This is a genomic window from Streptomyces sp. 142MFCol3.1 (assembly GCF_000424945.1).
In the GTDB taxonomy this organism is placed as follows: domain Bacteria; phylum Actinomycetota; class Actinomycetes; order Streptomycetales; family Streptomycetaceae; genus Streptomyces; species Streptomyces siamensis.
Map to the genome: position 1 here is coordinate 44,214 of NZ_AUKV01000026.1, position 19,523 is coordinate 63,736.

17 protein-coding genes, 1 pseudogene and 1 riboswitch are annotated in these 19,523 nt (G+C 69.2%); of the genes and pseudogenes, 9 read left to right on the plus strand and 9 right to left on the minus strand.

Translation table 11 applies throughout. From position 1 onward, the window contains the following. Window positions 1-4: 4 nt before the first annotated feature. Both cydB and H305_RS0132110 read right to left on the minus strand, forming a co-directional pair. Entirely contained in the window at window positions 5-1,012 is a 1,008-nt protein-coding gene (gene cydB / locus H305_RS0132105) for a cytochrome d ubiquinol oxidase subunit II (protein WP_028804054.1), read from the minus strand. 20 nt (window positions 1,013-1,032) lie between these two features. After that, window positions 1,033-2,541 carry a cytochrome ubiquinol oxidase subunit I gene (locus H305_RS0132110; RefSeq protein ID WP_028804055.1) on the minus strand — a complete coding sequence of 503 codons (1,509 nt, stop codon included), beginning with the start codon at window positions 2,539-2,541 and terminating at the stop codon, window positions 1,033-1,035. A 214-nt stretch (window positions 2,542-2,755) separates the two neighbouring features. Between H305_RS0132110 and H305_RS51305 the strand changes: the two are divergent. Further along, window positions 2,756-3,109 (plus strand): annotated as a pseudogene (locus H305_RS51305) (cyclophilin-like family protein); the annotation flags it as partial. A gap of 239 nt (window positions 3,110-3,348) precedes the next feature. On the opposite strand, the gene hisC reads toward H305_RS51305, so the two are convergent. Next, window positions 3,349-4,428 (minus strand): histidinol-phosphate transaminase, encoded by a 1,080-nt coding sequence (gene hisC / locus H305_RS0132115; RefSeq protein ID WP_028804056.1) that lies wholly within the window; start codon window positions 4,426-4,428, stop codon window positions 3,349-3,351. Window positions 4,429-4,871: 443 nt separating this feature from the next. Here hisC and H305_RS0132120 point away from each other — a divergent pair, with 443 nt between their 5' ends. The 3 genes from H305_RS0132120 to H305_RS0132130 all read left to right on the plus strand — a co-directional run bounded on the left by H305_RS0132120 (window position 4,872) and on the right by H305_RS0132130 (window position 8,451). Next, on the plus strand, window positions 4,872-5,984 hold the full coding sequence (locus H305_RS0132120; protein WP_078629357.1) for a LacI family DNA-binding transcriptional regulator: 1,113 nt from the start codon (window positions 4,872-4,874) through the stop codon (window positions 5,982-5,984). Window positions 5,985-6,200: 216 nt separating this feature from the next. Further along, entirely contained in the window at window positions 6,201-7,406 is a 1,206-nt protein-coding gene (locus tag H305_RS0132125; RefSeq protein ID WP_028804058.1) for a metallophosphoesterase, read from the plus strand. 181 nt (window positions 7,407-7,587) lie between these two features. Then, complete coding sequence (locus H305_RS0132130; RefSeq protein WP_028804059.1) at window positions 7,588-8,451, plus strand: hypothetical protein; 864 nt, start codon at window positions 7,588-7,590, stop codon at window positions 8,449-8,451. Between the two features lie 131 nt (window positions 8,452-8,582). Here H305_RS0132130 and H305_RS0132135 read toward each other — a convergent pair whose 3' ends face one another. Beyond that, complete coding sequence (locus H305_RS0132135) at window positions 8,583-10,106, minus strand: VWA domain-containing protein (RefSeq protein WP_028804060.1); 1,524 nt, start codon at window positions 10,104-10,106, stop codon at window positions 8,583-8,585. 169 nt (window positions 10,107-10,275) lie between these two features. Then, window positions 10,276-12,096: a phosphomethylpyrimidine synthase ThiC gene (gene thiC / locus H305_RS0132140; protein WP_028804061.1), complete on the minus strand. Its 1,821-nt coding sequence runs from the start codon at window positions 12,094-12,096 to the stop codon at window positions 10,276-10,278. Next, window positions 12,089-12,245: riboswitch (TPP riboswitch) on the minus strand. Its footprint overlaps the gene before it by 8 nt. 71 nt (window positions 12,246-12,316) lie before the next feature. Between thiC and H305_RS0132145 the strand changes: the two genes are divergently transcribed. Further along, window positions 12,317-13,855 carry a YibE/F family protein gene (locus tag H305_RS0132145; RefSeq protein ID WP_028804062.1) on the plus strand — a complete coding sequence of 513 codons (1,539 nt, stop codon included), beginning with the start codon at window positions 12,317-12,319 and terminating at the stop codon, window positions 13,853-13,855. A 57-nt stretch (window positions 13,856-13,912) separates the two neighbouring features. On the opposite strand, the gene H305_RS0132150 is transcribed toward H305_RS0132145, so the two are convergent. The 4 genes from H305_RS0132150 to H305_RS0132165 form a co-directional block, all read right to left on the minus strand. Further along, window positions 13,913-14,350, minus strand: a complete 438-nt coding sequence (locus H305_RS0132150) for an SsgA family sporulation/cell division regulator (protein ID WP_028804063.1) — start codon at window positions 14,348-14,350, stop codon at window positions 13,913-13,915. Window positions 14,351-14,450: 100 nt separating this feature from the next. Continuing rightward, window positions 14,451-15,359, minus strand: a complete 909-nt coding sequence (locus tag H305_RS0132155; RefSeq protein WP_234021222.1) for an IclR family transcriptional regulator — start codon at window positions 15,357-15,359, stop codon at window positions 14,451-14,453. A 214-nt stretch (window positions 15,360-15,573) separates the two neighbouring features. Beyond that, window positions 15,574-15,786: a DUF5326 family protein gene (locus H305_RS0132160; RefSeq protein WP_028804065.1), complete on the minus strand. Its 213-nt coding sequence runs from the start codon at window positions 15,784-15,786 to the stop codon at window positions 15,574-15,576. 163 nt (window positions 15,787-15,949) lie between these two features. Next, entirely contained in the window at window positions 15,950-16,267 is a 318-nt protein-coding gene (locus H305_RS0132165; RefSeq protein WP_028804066.1) for a cupin domain-containing protein, read from the minus strand. 80 nt (window positions 16,268-16,347) lie between these two features. Between H305_RS0132165 and H305_RS0132170 the strand changes: the two genes are divergently transcribed. The 4 genes from H305_RS0132170 (at window position 16,348) to H305_RS0132185 (ending at window position 19,519) form a co-directional block, all read left to right on the plus strand. Further along, window positions 16,348-16,728 carry a phage holin family protein gene (locus H305_RS0132170; RefSeq protein ID WP_028804067.1) on the plus strand — a complete coding sequence of 127 codons (381 nt, stop codon included), beginning with the start codon at window positions 16,348-16,350 and terminating at the stop codon, window positions 16,726-16,728. 6 nt (window positions 16,729-16,734) lie between these two features. Then, window positions 16,735-17,226, plus strand: coding sequence for a low molecular weight protein-tyrosine-phosphatase (locus tag H305_RS0132175; RefSeq protein ID WP_028804068.1), 492 nt, complete (start codon window positions 16,735-16,737; stop codon window positions 17,224-17,226). Continuing rightward, window positions 17,223-18,368, plus strand: a complete 1,146-nt coding sequence (locus H305_RS0132180) for a cystathionine gamma-lyase (RefSeq protein WP_028804069.1) — start codon at window positions 17,223-17,225, stop codon at window positions 18,366-18,368. Before H305_RS0132175 ends, H305_RS0132180 begins: the two co-directional genes overlap by 4 nt. A gap of 245 nt (window positions 18,369-18,613) precedes the next feature. Then, entirely contained in the window at window positions 18,614-19,519 is a 906-nt protein-coding gene (locus tag H305_RS0132185; RefSeq protein ID WP_028804070.1) for a LysR family transcriptional regulator, read from the plus strand. The last annotated feature ends 4 nt before the right edge of the window (window positions 19,520-19,523 follow it).

Consider the following 19,523-nt stretch of genomic DNA (forward strand, 5'->3'; position numbering starts at 1 on the left):
GGATTCAGTGCGCGGCATCAGGGGCGATGTGATGCGTACCGATCCGCTTGCGGAACACCCAGTAGGTCCACGACTGGTACAGCAGGACGATCGGTGTGGCGATTCCCGCGCACCACGTCATGATCTTGAGGGTGTAGGGGCTCGACGAGGCATTGGTGACCGTCAGGCTCCAATCGGGATTGAGCGAGGACGGCATGACGTCCGGGAAGAGCGCCAGGAAGAGCATCGCGACGGCCGCCACGATGGTGAGACCCGACAGGATGAACGCCCAGCCCTCACGGCCGGCGTTCACCATCACCAGCGCGACGAGGAGTGCGGCCACGGCCACGATCAGCGCCACCAGCGACGCGGTGTCACCGCTGTCGGCCTGGGTCCAGAGCAGGAAGCCCAGCGCCACCACGGCGGTCACCACACCCAGCTTCAATGCCAGCCTCCTCGCCCGCTCCCGGATGTCTCCGACGGTCTTGAGTCCCACGAACACCGTGCCGTGGAAGGTGAACAGCGTCAGGGTGACCAGACCGCCGAGGAGCGCGTACGGGTTCAGCAGATCCCCGAAGTTGCCCACGTACTCGAAGTGTTCATCGATCTTCACCCCGCGCACGATGTTGCCGAAGGCCACACCCCACAGGAACGCGGGGATCAGCGAAGTCCAGAAGATCGCCGTCTCCCAGTTGCGCTGCCACTGCTCCTCGGGCCGCTTCGCCCGGTACTCGAAGGCGACACCGCGCACGATGAGGCAGACAAGAATGATCAGCAACGGCAGATAGAAGCCGGAGAAGAGCGTGGCGTACCACTCGGGGAAGGCGGCGAAGGTCGCCCCGCCCGCCGTGAGCAGCCACACCTCGTTGCCGTCCCAGACGGGGCCGATCGTGTTGATCAGAACCCGCCTCTCGGGGCGGTCCCGGGCCAGCAGCCTGGTCAGGATGCCGACTCCGAAGTCGAAGCCCTCCAGGAAGAAGTAGCCGGTCCACAGGACCGCGATGAGTACGAACCAGACGTCGTGAAGTTCCATGACTCAGCAGCTCCCTGGGCCTAGTAGGAGAAGGCCATCGGCTTGTCGGCGTCCTGGGAGTCGCCGCCGATCCTGGTGGGCGGGTTGAGGTCGGCCTCGGTGAGTTCCGGCGGCCCGGCCTTGACGTACTTCAGGAGCAGCTTGACCTCGACGACGGCGAGGATCGCGTAGAGCGCCGTGAAGACGATCATCGAGGTGAGGACCTCGCCCTGGGAGACGCCGGGGGAGACCGCGCGCCTGGTCTGCAGCACGCCGTAGACGACCCACGGTTGGCGGCCCATCTCGGTGAAGATCCAGCCCCAGGAGTTGGCGATCAACGGGAAGCCCAGCGTCAGAATCGCGATGCGCCAGTACCACTTGGTGAGCTTCGGGCCGAGCGCCTGGTTCTTGAACGGGACCAGATGCGGCACCTCGTCCTCACCCACCCTCAGGTGCTGCGGCAGCATGAACTTCTTGCGCGTGAGCCAGAGTCCGACCAGACCGATCGCGAAGGACGCCATGCCGAAGCCGATCATCCAGCGGAACGCCCAGAAGGTGACGGGGATGATGGGGCGGTAGTCGCCCGGACCGTACTTCTCCTGCTCGGCCTTGTTGGTGTCGTTGATGCCGGGAACGTACGAGGTGAAGTCGTCGTCGGCGAGGAACGACAGTATCCCCGGGATGGACAGCTCGACGGTGTTGTGGCCCCTGCTGACATCGCCGTAGGCGAAGATCGAGAACGGCGCGGCGTCCTGACCGTCCCACAGCGCCTCCGCGGCGGCCATCTTCATCGGCTGCTGCTTGAACATGACCTTGCCGAGGGTGTCACCACTGACCGCGGTGAGCAGTCCGGCGATGACGACGGTGACCAGCCCCAGCCGAAGCGAGGTCTTCATCACGGGGATGTGCTTCTTGCGGAGCAGATGGAAGGCGGCGATGCCGACCATGAAGGCGCCACCGGTCAGGAAGGACGCGCTGAGCGTGTGGAACGCCTGGGCCAGCGCCGTGTTCTGGGTCAGCACCTGCCAGAAGTCGGTGAGCTCGGCACGACCCCTCGCCCCGTTGATCTTGTAGCCGACAGGGTGCTGCATCCACGAGTTGGCCGCGAGGATGAAGTACGCGGACAGGACCGTGCCGATGGAGACCATCCAGATGCAGGCCAGGTGGAGCTTCTTCGGGAGCTTGTCCCAGCCGAAGATCCACAGCCCGATGAACGTGGACTCGAAGAAGAAGGCGATCAGAGCCTCGAAAGCGAGCGGGGCACCGAAGATGTCACCGACGAAGCGCGAGTAGTCGGACCAGTTCATGCCGAACTGGAACTCCTGCACGATGCCGGTGACGACACCCATCGCGATGTTGATCAGGAAAAGCTTCCCCCAGAACTTGGTGGCCCTGAGGTACTTCTCCTTCTCCGTACGTACCCACGCCGTCTGCAGGCCGGCCGTGAGGGCAGCGAGCGAGATCGTCAGAGGGACGAACAGGAAGTGGTAGACGGTGGTGATGCCGAACTGCCAGCGCGCCAGAGTCTCCGGCGCCAGAGCCAATTCCACGTCGTCAGTCTCCTTACGTCGCCGTGGTACAGCGGCAGTTTGCTCCCTTTGTCACGTGCATCACGGGAGCAACCGGGACACGCTTGTGAACGCGTTCACATTCACAAGCAATTATGACGCATAGCCGTTCGAAGGGTGAGGGTGGGGGGGTCCCCAGTCGGTTCGAGGGCTTCGGCGACGGGAGGGCTCCCCCTTGACTTGAACATGATGTTGTATCTGCGACACGGGGATACGGATCTCCTGGCCCGCGGGGAACCTCACCGCGACCCTCGACGACACCCCGACCACCCGGGCGCTGCCGCTCTCCTCCACCGCCCGTCTCTGGGGCGAGGACGTCCACTTCGACACCGGGTTCGCGGTCGCCCGCGAGACGGGCGCCCGGGAGGGGTCCCGCCGGGCACGATGGCCTTCTGGACCGACGGCGACGCTCTCGCCCTCCCCTACGGACCCACGCCGATCTCGTGAGGCGGCGAGTACCGCCTCACGAGCCCGTGCAATGTCCGGCCGCCTCGACGGCGACCCCCGCTCACCGACCACGCTGCGCGACGGCGATCCCGTCCGCGTGGAACCTGTGAGCGCCGGTGATTCCACGAGCCGACAGCCCAGGCGGACCCGGGGGATGCCGACGGTCCGGACCCCGGCCGTCCACCGGTGCCCTCACCGGCCGACGGCCCCGGCGAACCCGCCGCGACCGCGCGGGGCGGCTCCCCGAGCGGAGGGCGCGATGACTTCGCCGACCTGCTCCCCCGCGGACCCGTGACGGCTCCGCCGGCGGGCGGCTCCCGGCGGCCGAAGGCTCCCGGCGGACTAGAGCGAGGCGTGGAAGCCTTCCGTCGCCTTGAGGAAGATGTCGTTCGCCTCGGTCTCGCCGATCGTGACGCGCACGCCCTCGCCGGCGAAGGGTCGCACCACGACCCCGGCGCGCTCGCAGTGCGCGGCGAAGTCGAGCGTGCGCTCCCCCAGCCGCAGCCACACGAAGTTGGCCTGGGTCTCGGGAACCGTCCAGCCCTGGCCACGCAGCGTCTCGACGACCCGGTTGCGCTCGCAGACCAGGGAGCCGACCCGGCCGAGCAGCTCGTCCTCGGCACGCAGACTCGCCACCGCCGCGTCCTGGGCCAGCTGACTCACGCCGAAGGGCACCGCGGTCTTGCGCAGGGCCGCCGCCACCGGCTCATGGGCGATCGCGAAGCCGACGCGGAGCCCGGCCAGTCCGTACGCCTTGGAGAACGTGCGCAGCACGCAGACGTTGGGCCGGTCCCGGTAGACGGCCACGCCGTCCGGCACCTCGACGTCGCGGACGAACTCGCGGTACGCCTCGTCCAGGACGACCAGTACGTGGCGGGGCACCCGGTCGAGGAAGCGCTCCAGCTCGGCCCGGCGCACCGAGGTCCCGGTGGGGTTGTTCGGGTTGCAGACGAAGATGAGCCGGGTGCGGTCGGTGATCGCGTCGGCCATCGCGTCCAGGTCGTGCACCTCTCCCGGCGTGAGCGGCACCTTCACCGAGGTCGCCCCGCTGATCTGCGTGATGATCGGGTACGCCTCGAAGGACCGCCAGGCGTAGATGACCTCGTCGCCGGGACCGCTGGTGGCCTGGAGCAGCTGCTGCGCGACCCCGACCGATCCGGTGCCGGTCGCCAGGTGCGAGACGGGGACCCCGAAGCGGTCCGCCAGCTCGTTCATCAGGCCGGTGCACGCCATGTCCGGGTAGCGGTTGAACGACCCGGCGGCGGTCAGGAGGCTCTCCATCACCCCGGGCAGCGGCGGATACGGGTTCTCGTTGGAGGACAGCTTGTATGCCACCGGACCGTCGGCCGCGGCGGGCTTGCCGGGCTTGTAGCTGGGGATACCCTCCAGCTCGGCACGCAGCTTGGGGCTCGTCTCGCTCACCGCAGTCCTCCTCGCGACCACCGGCGGCTCATGACCACCGCCGGCTACCAATGCTTCTCACCTTATGAGGATTCGGCGCCGCTGCGAATGGGCTGTGGTCAACCGGGCGGCAACCCCCGCCGGACCGCCCACCGCCTCCGGGCGACCTGACGGTCATCCTTGTACGAAGGTGCACGAAAAGGGGGGCGCGCCACTCAGGCACGCACGCGCCGGTGGCTCACGCCGTGGCGCGCATCCCTCGTGAAGGTGAGTTGAGACCTCTTCGAAACATGGCCCACTTGGCAGGCCCATGCGTGTCGACAAGTCACGTACTGCCATTGGATCGTTCAACTTCCTTTGTTTCCAAGGTTGTTGCTCGGCTTCGACCATGCAGAAACGTGCCTGTCAACGCGTGCATATGCGTCCGCACTACCCCACCGCATGAGCCCTACTATCGGCTCGCCATGACAGCAGCAGGGAAGCACCAGGTGAGCCGGGCGGAGACCTCCCGCCGAGGCGGTCGACCGGGCCGGGCGGGCATCAGAGACGTGGCGGCGGCCGCAGGGGTCTCCATCACGACTGTGTCCGACGCCCTCAACGGCAAGGGCCGGCTCCCGGACGCCACCCGACGCCATGTCCGCGAGGTCGCCGACCGGCTGGGCTATCGCCCGTCGGCCGCGGCCCGAACCCTCCGTACCGGCAAGTCGGGGCTGATCGGCCTGACCGTGACGACGTACGGGGATGAACCTTTCACCTTCACCGAGTTCGCGTACTTCGCGGAGATGGCCAGAGCCGCGACGTCGGCCGCGCTGGCCCGGGGCTACGCCCTGGTGATCCTCCCCGCGACCTCGCGCCACGACGTGTGGTCGAACGTCGCCCTGGACGGGACCGTGGTCATCGACCCGTCCGACCAGGACCCGGTCGTCAGCGAACTGGTCCGCCAGGGCTTACCCGTCGTCTCCGACGGCCGCCCGGCGGGCTCGCTCCCGGTCACCGCCTGGGTGGACAACGACCACGAGGCCGCGGTGCTGGGCATCCTCGACCACCTGGCCGACGCCGGCGCCCGCCGGATCGGCCTCCTCACCGGCACCACCACGGACACGTACACCCATCTCTCCACCACCGCCTACCTGCACTGGTGCGAGCGGGTGGGCCAGGATCCGGTGTACGAGGCCTACCCCGCGCACGATCCCTGCGCCGGAGCCGTCGCCGCCGACCGGCTGCTCGCCCGGCCCGACCGCCCCGACGCCGTCTACGGGCTCTTCGACCCGAACGGCACGGACCTGCTGGCCGCGGCCCGCCGGTACGGCCTGCGCGTCCCGGACGACCTGCTGCTCGTCTGCTGCAGCGAGTCCACCGTCTACGCCAACACCGAGCCGCCCATCACCACGCTCTCGCTCAAGCCGCGCCGCATCGGTACGGCCGTGGTCCAGCTCCTCATCGACGCGATCGAAGGGGTCGAATCGGACCATCCGGTCGAGCAGGTGATACCTACGGAACTGATCGTCCGGACGTCCTCGGAGCGTCGCTCGCCACGCACGACCGTCAGTCCGCCACGATCACCCGAGGAGGGTTGACGTCCCGTAAACAAGGGGCGCCGCCGGAAGGGCTGGGAAAGCACCGCCCAATTCGGGCGAAAACCGCGGTGAACAGGGCTCCTGCTCCGATTCACCACCCCTGGGTCATCACATGGCGCGATCCGCATTCCTATGATGGGCGGACGACACCGCGGGCCGCTGCGACCAGGCAGTCCGATCCGGTGCAGATGCGGCGCGATGGTGGTGGAGGGGTCGATGACTCAGGGGGCCGGTCAGGGACCCGAGGTGGTGCGGACGGCGACGTTGCGCGACTTCCGGGTGCCCGCGTACGTCCACGAGACCGGTCCGTACACGCCCAGCACACTCCCCGGCGAGGCCACCGGCCCCGCCGGGGGGCCGGGCGAGTACCGGAACCCGGCCCCGGCCGAGTACCGGAACCAGCAGCAGACCGAGCGCCGGGCCCCGGACACGGCGGAGCACCGGGCCCCGGAATCGGCCGAGCACCCGTCCACGGACTACCGGACGGAATACACGGAGGAGTACACGCCCACGCAGCGGGACCTCCCCGTCATCAACCGGGGCGACACCGTCCAGGTCACCGTCGACCCGGTCGCCGTGCCCGCCCCCGCGCCCGCCGACGGACCCGGCCCGCTGTACGTGGTCGGCGACGTGCACGGCTTCCTGGACCAGCTGGTCGCGGCGCTCCAGGAGCGGGGCCTCGTCGACGCCTCGGGCAACTGGTCCGCGGGCAACGCCCGCCTGTGGTTCCTCGGCGACTTCACCGACCGCGGACCCGACGGCATCGGCGTGATCGACCTCGTGATGCGGCTGTCCGCCGAGGCCGCCGCGGCCGGCGGCTACTGCAAGGCCCTCATGGGCAACCACGAGCTGCTGCTCCTCGGCGCCAAGCGGTTCGCCGACACCCCGGTCAACTCCGGCGCGGGCACCGCCACCTTCCAGGCCGCCTGGCTGCTCAACGGCGGGCAGAAGACCGACATGGACCGCCTCCAGGACCACCACCTCCAGTGGATGGCCCGCCTCGACGCCATGGAACTGGTCGACGGGCACCTCCTGGTCCACTCGGACACGACCGCCTACCTCGACTACGGCGACTCCATCGAAGCGGTCAACGACACCGTCCGCGAAACCCTCACCCGCAACGACGCCGACGAGTGCTGGGACCTGTTCCGCAAATTCACCAAGCGCTTCGCCTTCCGCGACGACGGCGGTTCCGAGGCCGTCCGCGAACTGCTCAACGCCTACGGCGGCAAGCGCATCGTCCATGGTCACAGCCCCATCCCGTATCTCCTGGGCGAGGTCGGCTCCGAGGACGGCGAGGACGGCGCGGGCCCCGTGGTCGAAGGCCCCCACCTGTACGCCGACGGGCTGGCCATCGCGATGGACGGCGGGGTGACCATGGCCGGAAAGCTGCTGGTCCAGCAACTTCCCCTGGATACCTGAGCGTTCACCGGGCAGGCGTCCCCCAGGAGGACTGCGCCGAGCCAGGGTCCTATTTCTGGAAACCCCCTGTCACGGCGTGCCGTCACCGCTCTACCATCGGCTTATCCGTAGCAGGCTCCCCTCCGTTTCTGCCCGACGGCTCGTCAGCGTGCGAGCCACCAGCCCTACGGAGCATCGGGGGATGCACATGAACAGCGTTCCGCAGCACCTGCTGAGCGAGGACCGCCGGGAATACGAGCGGATCCTCGATGAGGCGCTGCGCTCCGCACCACACCGCCCGGAACTCGCCGCTGTCGGCCAGCGGCTCAACCCCGAACAACTGCGCACCATGGCACTCGACGCCACCGCGCTCATCACGGCGGCCGCGGCGACCGAGTACCAGAACTATGTGAAGGCCCGTGAGGAACTGCGCAACCCGGCGTCGTCCCACCCGGTCGTGAGCGAGGAAGTCGGCTCCCCGGAGCCCGGCGCGACCGCGATGGGGCTCGTCGCCACCGTGGGGGAGGTCACCGAGACCGCCGGAGCCGGCGCCATCGCCGTCGTCGCGGTGCTCGCACCCATGCTCGCGGGCACAGCGGCGGCGATCTTCCTGCTCGTCGGGTACATCCTGAAGATGCTCGACCCCGAGCCGGCATTCGCCAAGACCCTCCTGACCACGGGGTGGGTCTTCGGCGCGGTCACGGCGGCCGCGATCCTGGTCGCCGCGGTCGGACTGCTGCTGACGGCACTGCGCAACAGTTCGTCCTCCCTCCCGGACGAGGCCCGCGGCGAACTGCGCGAACAAGTGGTCCGGGCCAGGGAAGCCTGGCACGAGGCCCTGCTGGAGCGCGGCGTCCTGCCGTTCCTCCGGGAGGCCCTCGCCGATCCCGGCTCCGCCGCGCTGGGCCGCCAGACCCCGACACCGAGCCGCATCCCGCAACTCGGGTACAACCGGCCGGGGTTCAGCAGCCCCGAAGGCGGACCGGCGGCAGGACCGCGCCCGAGCTTCTCCAGTCCGGACTTCACCAGCCCGGACTTCGGCGGACCGGAACACCAGCCCGAGTAGGACCCCGGTCGGCCGACGGCCGGGGGAATCCGGGCCCGCGCTCCGGCGGCGCGGGCCCGCACGGGGCCTGCCCCTGTGCTCTCCTGGCCCCGTGCGACTGCCTCGGCTCACGGCCTCATGGCCTCATGGCCTCAGCCGCGGACGATACCCAGACGCCGTGCCGCGCTCATCCAGGCCGGGAACTGGGACAGCAAGCGGTCGTACAGCTCCGGGTCGGGCACGGTGCTGATGTCGTCGACGGCGAAGAAGCCGACATTGTCGACGCGTCGGTCGGGGAGTGCGTCGAACCGTTCCAGCACGCCGTAGTTCGACCGCCCCAGTCCCACGAACTGCCAGAAGATCGGCTCCTCCACCGCCCCACGCAGCTCGTTCTCGATCTCCTTGTTGCGGTAGATGCCGCCGTCGGAGAAGAACAGCACCAGCGTGGGATCGGCGGCCGGGTTCTCACGGACGAACGACCGCACCTCGGCGATGACCTTCTGCTCCTCGTTCTGGATGCCGACCGCGCGCATGTCCACCTGTCCCGGCCGCAGACCCTTGCGCGGCTTCTTGCGCCGGAACAGGGTCAGCTCACCGACCCGGACGTGAAGCTCCAGCCATTCGGGCAGTTCCCCCAGCACCAGGTCCGGCAGCCGGGCCGGATTGGAGGCGAAGGTCCACGCCTGCATCTCCCCGTCGTCGTCCAGCTGCGCGGCCACCGCGGCCATCCGCTCCACCACATCGGCCACGACACCGCGCGAATACAGGAAGGACATCGAGCCCGAGGCGTCGAGGACCAGGACGACACGGGCCCTGACACCCTCCACGCCGTGCTTGCGCAGGCTGACCGCCACCTGCTCCTTGCGCAGGGACAGCCGCTTGCGCATGTCCACGGGCAGGTGCTCCTCACCCTTGACCAGGCGAGGAGGGGTGGCCTGCGGCGCCATGGGAACCGGCGGACCCACGACCGGCGGAGCGGGTGCGGGCGCCGTGGCGGGGAGGGGCGGACGAGGCGCCGGGGGTGCGGTCGGCGCGGCGGGCACCGGAGCCGGGGGCGCCGTCGGCGCGGGCGGAGCGGCGGTCACCGGCGCCTGGTGGGCCACCGCCGCGGCACGGGGCTCGGCGGGCTCCGGGGCGGCAGGCTCCTCGTCCACGCTGATCCCGAAGTCGGTGGCGAGGCCCGCCAGCCCGGAGTCGTAGCCCTGTCCGACCGCGCGGAACTTCCACTGGCCGCCCCTCAGATAGAGCTCGCCTCCTATGAACGCCGTCTCCGTCGTGGCCTCCATCTCGAAACGCGCGAGCTCCCGGCCCGTCCCGGCGTCCAGCAGCCTGAGCATCAGTCCCGACAGCTGGCCGAAGGTGCCGCCGTCGGCCGAGGCACCCAGCACGACACGCTCGACGGCGGGCTCCAGGGCACGCAGGTCCACCCCGACGGTGTCCGTCGTGCCGCCGGCGTCCTGCCGCTTCCCGAGGTGACGCACGGCGCCGGAGGCGTGCTGGGGCTGGTTGTAGAAGACGAAGTCCCCGTCGTCCCTCACCCGTCCGTCCGCCCCGAGCAGGAGCGCCGAGGCATCGGCGTCCGGCGCACCGGGCCCGGCGGACCAACCGAGCACGACCTGCACGGCCTCGGCGGCCACGGGAAGATTGGCGCCTTTGCTCATGGATGTGGCTGTCATGGGCCCAGTCTGCCAACTGAACCCGTCCCCGGGAGCGGCCCGTACGCACACCCGTGCTCATCGGACAGCCCGGGACCTTCTGCCGGCCGAAGACGCGCCAGACCACGAGCGGGAGACGGCCCTTCCCTCCTTCGGGAGGGAAGGGCCGCTCGGCAGGAACCTCGTCGGATCAGTCCGCGATCGGCAGATAGACCCGGTTGCCGCTGGACGCGAACTCCTTCGACTTCTGGAGCATCCCCTCGGCGATCTCCTCCGGAGAAGCCCCCTCGGCCGCCGCGCCACCGAATCGCTCGGTGATGTTCTGGCTGATCTTCATCGAGCAGAACTTCGGCCCGCACATGGAGCAGAAGTGGGCCGTCTTGGCGGGCTCGGCCGGCAGCGTCTCGTCGTGGAACTCGCGTGCCGTGTCCGGGTCGAGCGCCAGGTTGAACTGATCCTCCCACCGGAACTCGAAGCGGGCGTCGGACAGCGCGTCGTCCCACTCCTGTGCACCCGGGTGCCCCTTGGCGAGGTCGGCGGCATGAGCGGCGATCTTGTAGGTGATGACACCGGTCTTGACGTCGTCGCGGTTGGGCAGGCCCAGGTGCTCCTTGGGTGTGACGTAGCAGAGCATGGCCGTGCCCCACCAGGCGATCATCGCGGCGCCGATACCGGAGGTGATGTGGTCGTACGCCGGCGCGACGTCCGTGGTCAGCGGGCCGAGCGTATAGAACGGAGCCTCATCGCAGATCTCCTGCTGAAGGTCGATGTTCTCCTTGATCTTGTGCATCGGGACATGTCCCGGGCCCTCGATCATGGTCTGAACATTGAAACGCTTGGCGACCGTGTTGAGTTCCCCGAGCGTGCGCAACTCCGCGAACTGCGCCTCGTCGTTGGCGTCCGCGATCGAGCCCGGACGAAGGCCGTCGCCCAGCGAGTACGTGACGTCGTACGCGGCGAGGATCTCGCAGAGCTCCTCGAAGTTCTCGTACAGGAACGACTCCTTGTGGTGCGCGAGGCACCACGCGGCCATGATGGAGCCGCCGCGCGAGACGATGCCGGTCTTGCGGTTCGCGGTGAGCGGCACATACGGCAGCCGCACACCCGCGTGGACGGTCATGTAGTCCACGCCCTGCTCAGCCTGCTCGATGACCGTGTCCTTGTAGATGTCCCAGGTCAGTTCCTCGGCGCGGCCGTCGACCTTCTCCAGTGCCTGGTAGAGCGGCACGGTGCCGATGGGCACGGGGGAGTTGCGCAGCACCCACTCGCGGGTGGTGTGGATGTTGCGGCCGGTGGACAGGTCCATGACCGTGTCCGCGCCCCAGCGGGTCGCCCAGGTCATCTTCTCGACCTCCTCCTCGATGGAGGAAGTGACCGCCGAATTGCCGATGTTGGCGTTGACCTTCACCAGGAACCGCTTGCCGATGATCATCGGCTCGATCTCCGGGTGGTTGACGTTCGCGGGAAGCACCGCGCGCCCCGCGGCGATCTCCTCGCGTACGGCCTCGGGCTCGACGTTCTCGCGGACCGCCACGAACTCCATCTCGGGCGTGATCTCGCCCCGGCGGGCGTACGCGAGCTGCGTGACCGCCTGCCCGTCCCGGCCCCGGCGCGGCTGCCGCGGCCTGCCGGGGAAGACGGCGTCGAGGTTGCGCAGGCCCCCGCGCGTTGAGGTGTGCTTGATCCCGTCGTCCTCGGGACGGACGGGGCGGCCCGCGTATTCCTCGGTGTCGCCGCGGGCGATGATCCAGTTCTCCCGCAGGGGCGCCAGACCCCTGCGCACATCGGTGTCGACGGTTGGATCGGTGTACGGGCCGGAGGTGTCGTACAACGTGACGGACTGCCCGTTGGTGAGGTGCACCTGACGGACCGGCACCCGTACGTCGGGGCGCGGACCCCCGACGTACCCCTTGTGCCAGCCGATGGACTTCCCGGCCTCGCCGTTCGAGGACGGGGAAGGAGCCCCGTCCGTCTGGCTGGAGGCAGGCGTGCGTACGTCCTTGTCGGTCATGAGACCTACTCCCTACGCCGGCATTACCCGGTAACAGGTTCGGCGGTCGACGCAGCGGCTTCCGTCCGTCGATGTTTCATGTGAAACATCGCTGAGGCGGAGGTCAGCGCCCTCTCAGCCCGGTGCTCCGAGCTCCCGCGTGTGCAAAGGTGCCTCCACGCTAGCGTCATATCTGGCGCGGTGAACAGAGGGCCCCTGCCGCTCTTGCGATGATCGGTCGGTGACCACGACGCAGCAGTCCCCGTTCCCACCGTCCGAGCCGCCCCGCGGTGCAGGCTCCGGCGACGGCCACCGGCATGGCTCCGGTGACGGCTCCGGACTCGGATCCGACGGTGGCCGTGGACCAGGCGCCGGCCATGGCCACGGTCCCGGCAACGGGCGCGGCGGCGGTCCGGGTGACGGCCACGGCAACAGTCCTGACGGAGGGCACGCACACGGCCCCGGCGGAGGCCACGGCCACTCGCACAGTCACAGCCACAGCCCGGCCGCGCCCGTCTCACGCCACCTGCGCAAGGTCATCGCCGCGGTGCTGATCCCCTTCGCGGCAGCGGTCGTTGTGGGTCTCCTGGTGCTCTGGCCCGGTGGCGCTCCGTCCCACGAGCGGACCGGCGTCGGCTTCGACCGGCAGACACAACAGGCGACGGTCACCCAGGTCGACGAAGTGGACTGCAAGTCGGTGAACGCCGCGGGGCAGGCGCCGACCGGCGACAACTCCACCGCCCAGGGTTCGTCCACGCAGCAGCGGGCGAAGGGAGGGTGCAAGAAGGCCACGATCCGGATCGACACCGGCAAGGACAAGGGCCGCACGTTCACGGAGATCGTCCAGCCCGACCAGACACGGCAGTTGCACGAGGGACAGAAGGTCGTCGTCGCGTACGAGCCGTCCGCGCCGAAGGACCTCCAGTACTCGGTCACCGACGTCAACCGGAAGTTCCCCCTGACCCTGCTGGCCGGGATCTTCGCGATCGTCGTAGTGGTCGTGGGCCGGATGCGCGGCGTCATGGCGCTGGTCGCGCTGGCCATCAGCTTCCTGATCCTGACGTTCTTCATCCTGCCGGCGATCCTGGAGGGCTCGAACCCGCTGATCGTGGCGGTCGTCGGCTCCAGCGCCATCATGCTGATCGCCCTCTACGTGTGTCATGGCCTCTCGGCCCGCACATCGGTGGCCGTCATCGGCACGCTGCTCTCGCTGGTGCTGATCGGTGTGCTCGGCTCGGCCTTCATCGGATGGGCGGCGCTGACCGGCAACACCGACGACAACACCGGCCTGATCCATGGCCTGTATCCGTCCATCGACATGAGCGGTCTGCTGCTCGCGGGCGTCATCATCGGTTCGCTCGGTGTCCTCGACGACGTGACCGTCACACAGACGTCCGCGGTCTGGGAGCTGCACGAGGCGAATCCGACGATGGGCTGGCGCGGCCTGTACCGCGCGGGCATCCGCATCGGCCGTGACCACATCGCGTCGGTCGTCAACACCCTCGTCCTCGCCTACGCGGGCGCCGCGCTGCCGCTGCTGCTGCTCTTCTCGATCGCGCAGAGCAGCGTGGCCACGGTGGCCAACAGCGAACTCGTCGCCGAGGAGATCGTGCGCACCCTGATCGGCTCGATCGGACTGGTCGCCTCCGTGCCGGTGACCACGGCGCTGGCCGCCCTGGTCGTGGCCGCCGACCGCCCCGAGGCCGCGCAGAGCGTGCCCGAGCCCGCCAGGGCCCGGACGCCGATGCGCGGCGGTGGCGGTCGCCGCCGTAAGCGCTGAGACCGTCGGCCGGCCGCACCGACGGTGAGGAAGCGTTACTCCACTTGAGGATGCGGATCAGCCCGCGCTCTGCTCCTCCGCCAGAATGCGGTCGAGGGCCTCGTCGAGATGCGTGTCGAAGCCCGCCTGCGCACGCTCCTGCCCGAGCGGCACCAGCTTGTCGGTGCGGTCGAGGAACGCGACGAGCGGCGCGGCGCCGGACCGGAACAGCGCGTGGTCACAACCCACCTGAAGGCGGATCAGGACCTCGCCGAGGGACTCCGGGTCGGCCGGCGCGATGCGCACATCACCGTCACCGCACGGGCGCCCCACACCGTCGATCAGCAATTCCCGTCCGAACGCCCAGGTCACCGGCGCATCGCCAGGCAGATGGAAGGTCAGCCGGACCGCGTACGGATCACAGGTCTCGTATCGCAGTTCCACAGGAATGCGGAAAGAGAGCTCCTCCGACACGAGGAAGCTCATCATGACCTCTGCCTGTACCGACTCGCGCATCGCCTACCCCGTCGTCTGCCGTCGCCCTGGCCAGGAATCGTCCCCCTGACACTGCTGGAATCTTGCAGAACGTGCACAAGAGATCACAAGGAGTGAGTTTTCAGATACTGATAGAGATCGCGAGTGTCCCTAGCATCCGGCCGATCTCACTCTGCAATCGGCGTGCGGCAGGTAGCAGCCGGTCTGCCTGATGGGAAGGGAGAGAAATGGCCATTGTCGCGGCCGTGCTGCCGGCGGTGATGGGGATAGCGGCGCAGACCGCGCCCAGCGCGTACTCCTGCCGCTCGACGACCGGCTCCATGCGCCCCGTCCGCTCCAGTCGCCGCAACAGGCTGTCGTTGTCACGCACCGTGTACGGGGTGATCGACTGCACCGGATAGCGGTCGAGGTGGTCGCGGCGGGCCTTGTCGTCCAACTGGGACAGCAGGCACTGACCGATCGCGTGGGCGTGGCCGGTCTCGCGGAAGTCGGCCCACTCCTCGACGGCGGGGGCGGCGGGGCTGTCGGCGACGCAGATGACGTCGATCTCGCCGTCCCGGTAGTTCGCGTAGTAGACGGGCACACCGATCTCATCGCGCCAGTGCGCCAGTGCGTCACTCATCGTGCTGCGACGTTTCTGCTGCGCTCCACTGCTGCTCAGCCGCTCGGCCGACTCTCCGAGGAAGAAGAGTCCCTTGTCCCGGCGCAGATAGCCCTCGTGGGCGAGGGTGCGCAGCAGGTGGTACGCCGTCGGCAGCGCGAGCCCGGCCTCCCGGGCCAGCTGCTTGGCGGGCGCCCCGTGCTCGCGTGAGGCCACCGCCTCCAGGAGCCGCATCGCGCGCTGCACCGAGCCGATAAGGGTGGTGGAGTTCGACTCCGCGGGCGGGTGCGCCGGCGGGAGGAGTGCGGCGCGGGTCTCGCCGGGGGTGGTCAGGGGCTGGGTCGGCGGAACGCGTGACGCCGTGGGTCCGCCCGACCGCTGGACGGGGGGAGCAGGTGATTCTGCGGGTGCGGTGTCAACCGTGGCCAAGGGGCACTCCCGAAGCGCGAGGGGAACCGCCCGTGCGGGGGAACACGGGAGGGGGCTGTGCGCTGCCCGCGGGGGTCGGCCCCGCGTCGAGCTCCGGACTTTAACCGTCTGTCACCGCTCGCAGACGGCCTCACCGGGAAACTTCCCTCGGGCGAGGGAACCTGGAGTTCCCTTTCCCGGCACACCCGTTACCCCCCGCTCACCCTCTCGCGTCTCACCAGTCGCTGCGGGACGACGAGCCCGCCATGAACTTCCGCACGATGTAGATCAGTCCGCCGACCAGCGCGACGAAGATCAGCAGCTTGAAGAGCAGGCCGATGACGAATCCGACGACGCTGGCTATCAGGCCGCCGAACACGACCAGGGCGATGACCGGCACCGCGACCCACTTCACCCACCACGGCATACCGCTGAAGATCTCTCGCATCGCCCTCGTCCTTACCTCTCTTCGCCCGTCGCCCCAAGTCCGGGGCCGTGATTCCGGGTTCTCCGATGTCCTGCTTCGATGCTAGGCCGGGAGAGACCCGTACAGGGACCTCGCATCCCTTGTCCTCCCCTGACCGTTCCCCTAGGGAACCCTGAGGCGGCGGTCAGCTCTCGGGCGGAGAGAACACCACCAGGACCCTCAGATCCTCGGTGATGTGGTGGAACTTGTGGGCGACGCCCGCGGGCACGTAGACGACGCTTCCGCGCGCCACCTGCGTGGTCTCCAGTCCGACCGTGATCGAGGCCCGTCCGCTCACCACGAAGTACACCTCGTCCTGCTGGTGCGGCTTCTGCGGGTCGAGCTCACCCGCGTCGAGCGCGTAGAGGCCGACCGACATGTTCCGCTCGCGCAGGAACTGCAGGTAGGCGCCTTCGTTGGCGGCGCGTTCCGCCTCCAGTTCGTCCAGCCGGAATGCCTTCATCGCTCTCGTCCGCTCTCGTACCCCACAAGCTGTGCACACAGCCTGCTCGCCAGTCGATCTCTTCTGCCACGATCAGACACATGAAGAATTTCGTAGTCAAGACACTCGCCAACGCGGGGGCCCTGGCCGTCGCGGTGTGGCTGCTCGACAAGATCACCCTCACGGGGGACAACACCGGCAAGAAGGTCGGCACGCTGCTGCTCGTCGCGCTGGTCTTCGGCCTGGTGAACTTCCTGGTCAAGCCCATCGTGCAGATCCTGACCTTCCCACTCTTCATTCTCACGCTCGGCCTGATCACGCTCGTGGTCAATGCACTGATGCTGCTGCTCACCTCGTGGCTGGCCGACAAGCTCGACCTGAGCTTCCACGTCGAGGGCTTCTGGACCGCCGTCCTGGGCGGCCTGATCATCTCCGTCGTGTCCTGGGCGCTCAACGTCGTGCTGCCCGACGGCAAGGACTGAGTACCCATGCCCTATCGCGTCTGTTTCGTCTGCACCGGCAACATCTGCCGCTCCCCGATGGCGGAGTCCGTCTTCCGCGCCCGGGTGGAAGAAGCCGGGCTCGATCAGCTCATCGAGGTCGACAGCGCGGGCACGGGCGGCTGGCACGAGGGTGATGGCGCGGACCCGCGGGCCGTCGCCGTCCTGGAGGCGAACGGATACGGGAGCGACCACACCGCCAGGCAGTTCCAGGCCTCGTGGTTCTCCCGCCTCGATCTCGTCATCGCCCTCGACTCCGGCCACCTGAAGGCGCTGCGCCGTCTCGCGCCCACCTCCGAGGACGCCGACAAGGTCAGACTGCTGCGGTCGTACGACCCCGCCCAGGGCGACGATCCGGACGTCCCGGATCCGTATTACGGACGTATGGACGGCTTCGAGGAGTGTCTTGAGATGGTGGAGGCGGCGAGCATCGGTCTGCTCGCCGCTGTACAGGAGCAAGTGGAGGGACAGGTCTCATGACCTCAGGGGATTTCGTCGCGCCGAGCGGTGACGGCACCCGCGCGGTGCGGGCCGGGCTGCCCGAGCCCGTCAAGTACGAGCCGACGCTTCCGGGACCGGTCTTCGCCGCACACTTCCACCTGCCCGGCGATCCCACCGGCCCGTACGCCTACGGCCGTGACGAGAACCCGACCTGGACGCTCCTGGAGCGCGCCATCGGCGAGCTGGAGGCCCCCGGGCAGGACGGCGTCGAGACCCTCGCCTTCCCCTCGGGCATGGCCGCCATCTCCGCCGTCCTCTTCTCCCAGCTGCGCGCCGGCGACGTCGTGGTCCTGCCCGGCGACGGCTATCAGGTGCTCCCGTTGGTGCGCGAGCAGCTGACCGCGTACGGCGTCGATGTGCGCACCGCCCCGACCGCCGGCGACGCCCAGCTGGAGGTGCTCGACGGCGCGAAGCTGCTGTGGCTCGAGACGCCGTCGAACCCGGGGCTCGAGGTGTGCGACATCCGGCGGCTGGTCACGGCGGCCCACGCGCAGGGCACGCTCGTCGCCGTCGACAACACCCTGGCCACTCCGCTCGGACAGCGCCCTCTGGAGCTCGGCGCGGACTTCTCGGTCGCGAGCGGCACCAAGATGCTCACCGGGCACGGCGACATCCTCCTGGGGTACGTCACCGCCCGCGACAGTGCGCTGATGGTTCCGGTGAAGCGCTGGCGGAAGATCGTCGGCGCGATCCCCGGCCCCATGGAGGCCTGGCTCGCGCACCGCTCGCTCGCCACCCTGCAGCTGCGGGCCGACCGGCAGACCTCCAGCGCCCTGATCGTCGCCGAGGCCCTGCGGGAGCGGCCCGAGGTGTCCGGGCTGCGCTATCCCGGTCTGCCCGAAGACCCCTCGCACAAGATCGCCGCTCAGCAGATGCGGCGGTTCGGATGCGTGGTGTCCTTCACGCTGCCTACGCGCGCGCATGCCGACCGTTTTCTCGATGCGCTGCGTCTGGTGGACGACGCGACGAGCTTCGGCGGCGTCCGGTCCACGGCGGAGCGGCGGGGGCGCTGGGGCGGAGACGCGGTGCCGGAAGGCTTCGTCCGCCTCTCGGTCGGTGCGGAGGACCCCGAGGACCTGGTGGCGGACCTGCTGCGGGCACTCGACGAGTCCGCGGGGTGAAGGCCTTCTGAGCGGCCACTGAGCCGGGACGTCGTGCGCGGCCGCGGGACCGGTGCCTCGCTACGCACGACGGACGGTCCGAGCCTCCCCCCTCGTGGCTCGGACCGTCCCGGTTCTGCGCGCGAAGAACCGCGCGACCAAGGCTAGTTGACTCTGTGTCAGTGTCCAATCACAGTAGCGACAGCGACCTATCGACTTATTTATAGTTAGGGCTCGCGCGGGGGTGCTGGGAGGGGAGGGGCACCATGGATTTGGCCTTGTTGCGCACGTTCGTGACGGTGCACCGGGCCGGTTCCTTCACCCGCGCCGCCGCATTGCTCGGGCTCTCCCAACCGGCCGTCACCTCACAGATCCGCACGCTGGAACGGCAGTTGGGGCGGCCGTTGTTCCTGCGCCAGGCCCGTGGGGTGACCCCCACGACCATCGGCGACGAACTGGCCCACAAGGCGGCACCGCACCTCGACGCCCTCGTGGAGATCACCGAGACCGGCCTCGACGAGGACTCGTCCCTGCGCACCCTTCATCTCGCCGGACCGCCGGAGTTCACCGCGGAGCGGGCCCTGCCCGCGCTCACCGAGCTGGTCGGTGAGCGCGGGCAGGGCCTGGCGCTGCGCGCCTCCTTCGGCAACGCCGAGGAGACCCTGGAAGGGCTTGCTGCCGGACATCATGATTTGGCCATCACGACGGCCCGCCCACGCGGTGCTCTGCTGACCGCGACTCCGCTCTGCGACGAAGAGCACGTCCTGGTCGCCGCTCCGCGCTGGATGGCCCACGTGGGCCCTGGGAAGCTGCGCCGCAAGGGTGCCCACGCGTTGGAGGACCTCCCTATCGTCGAGGTGCACGAGTCGCTGCCCCTCGTCGCCCGCTACTGGGCCTCCGTCTTCGACTCCCGCCCCGCCGCCTCCGGCACTGTCGTCGTCCCGGATCTGCGGGCCGTCCTGGCCTGTGCGGCTGCGGGTGCGGGCCTCGCCGTCCTGCCCCGGTATCTGTGCACCGAGTCCCTAGAGCGTGGCGACGTCGTGGCGCTGCTCGACCCGGCCGTACCACCCCTGCGCACGTACGTTCTGGTGGTCCGCACGGGGACGCTGGCCATGCCGCACATCGCCCGGGCACACGAGTGGCTGCTGCGGGCCGCTGCCGACTGGGCCTGACAGC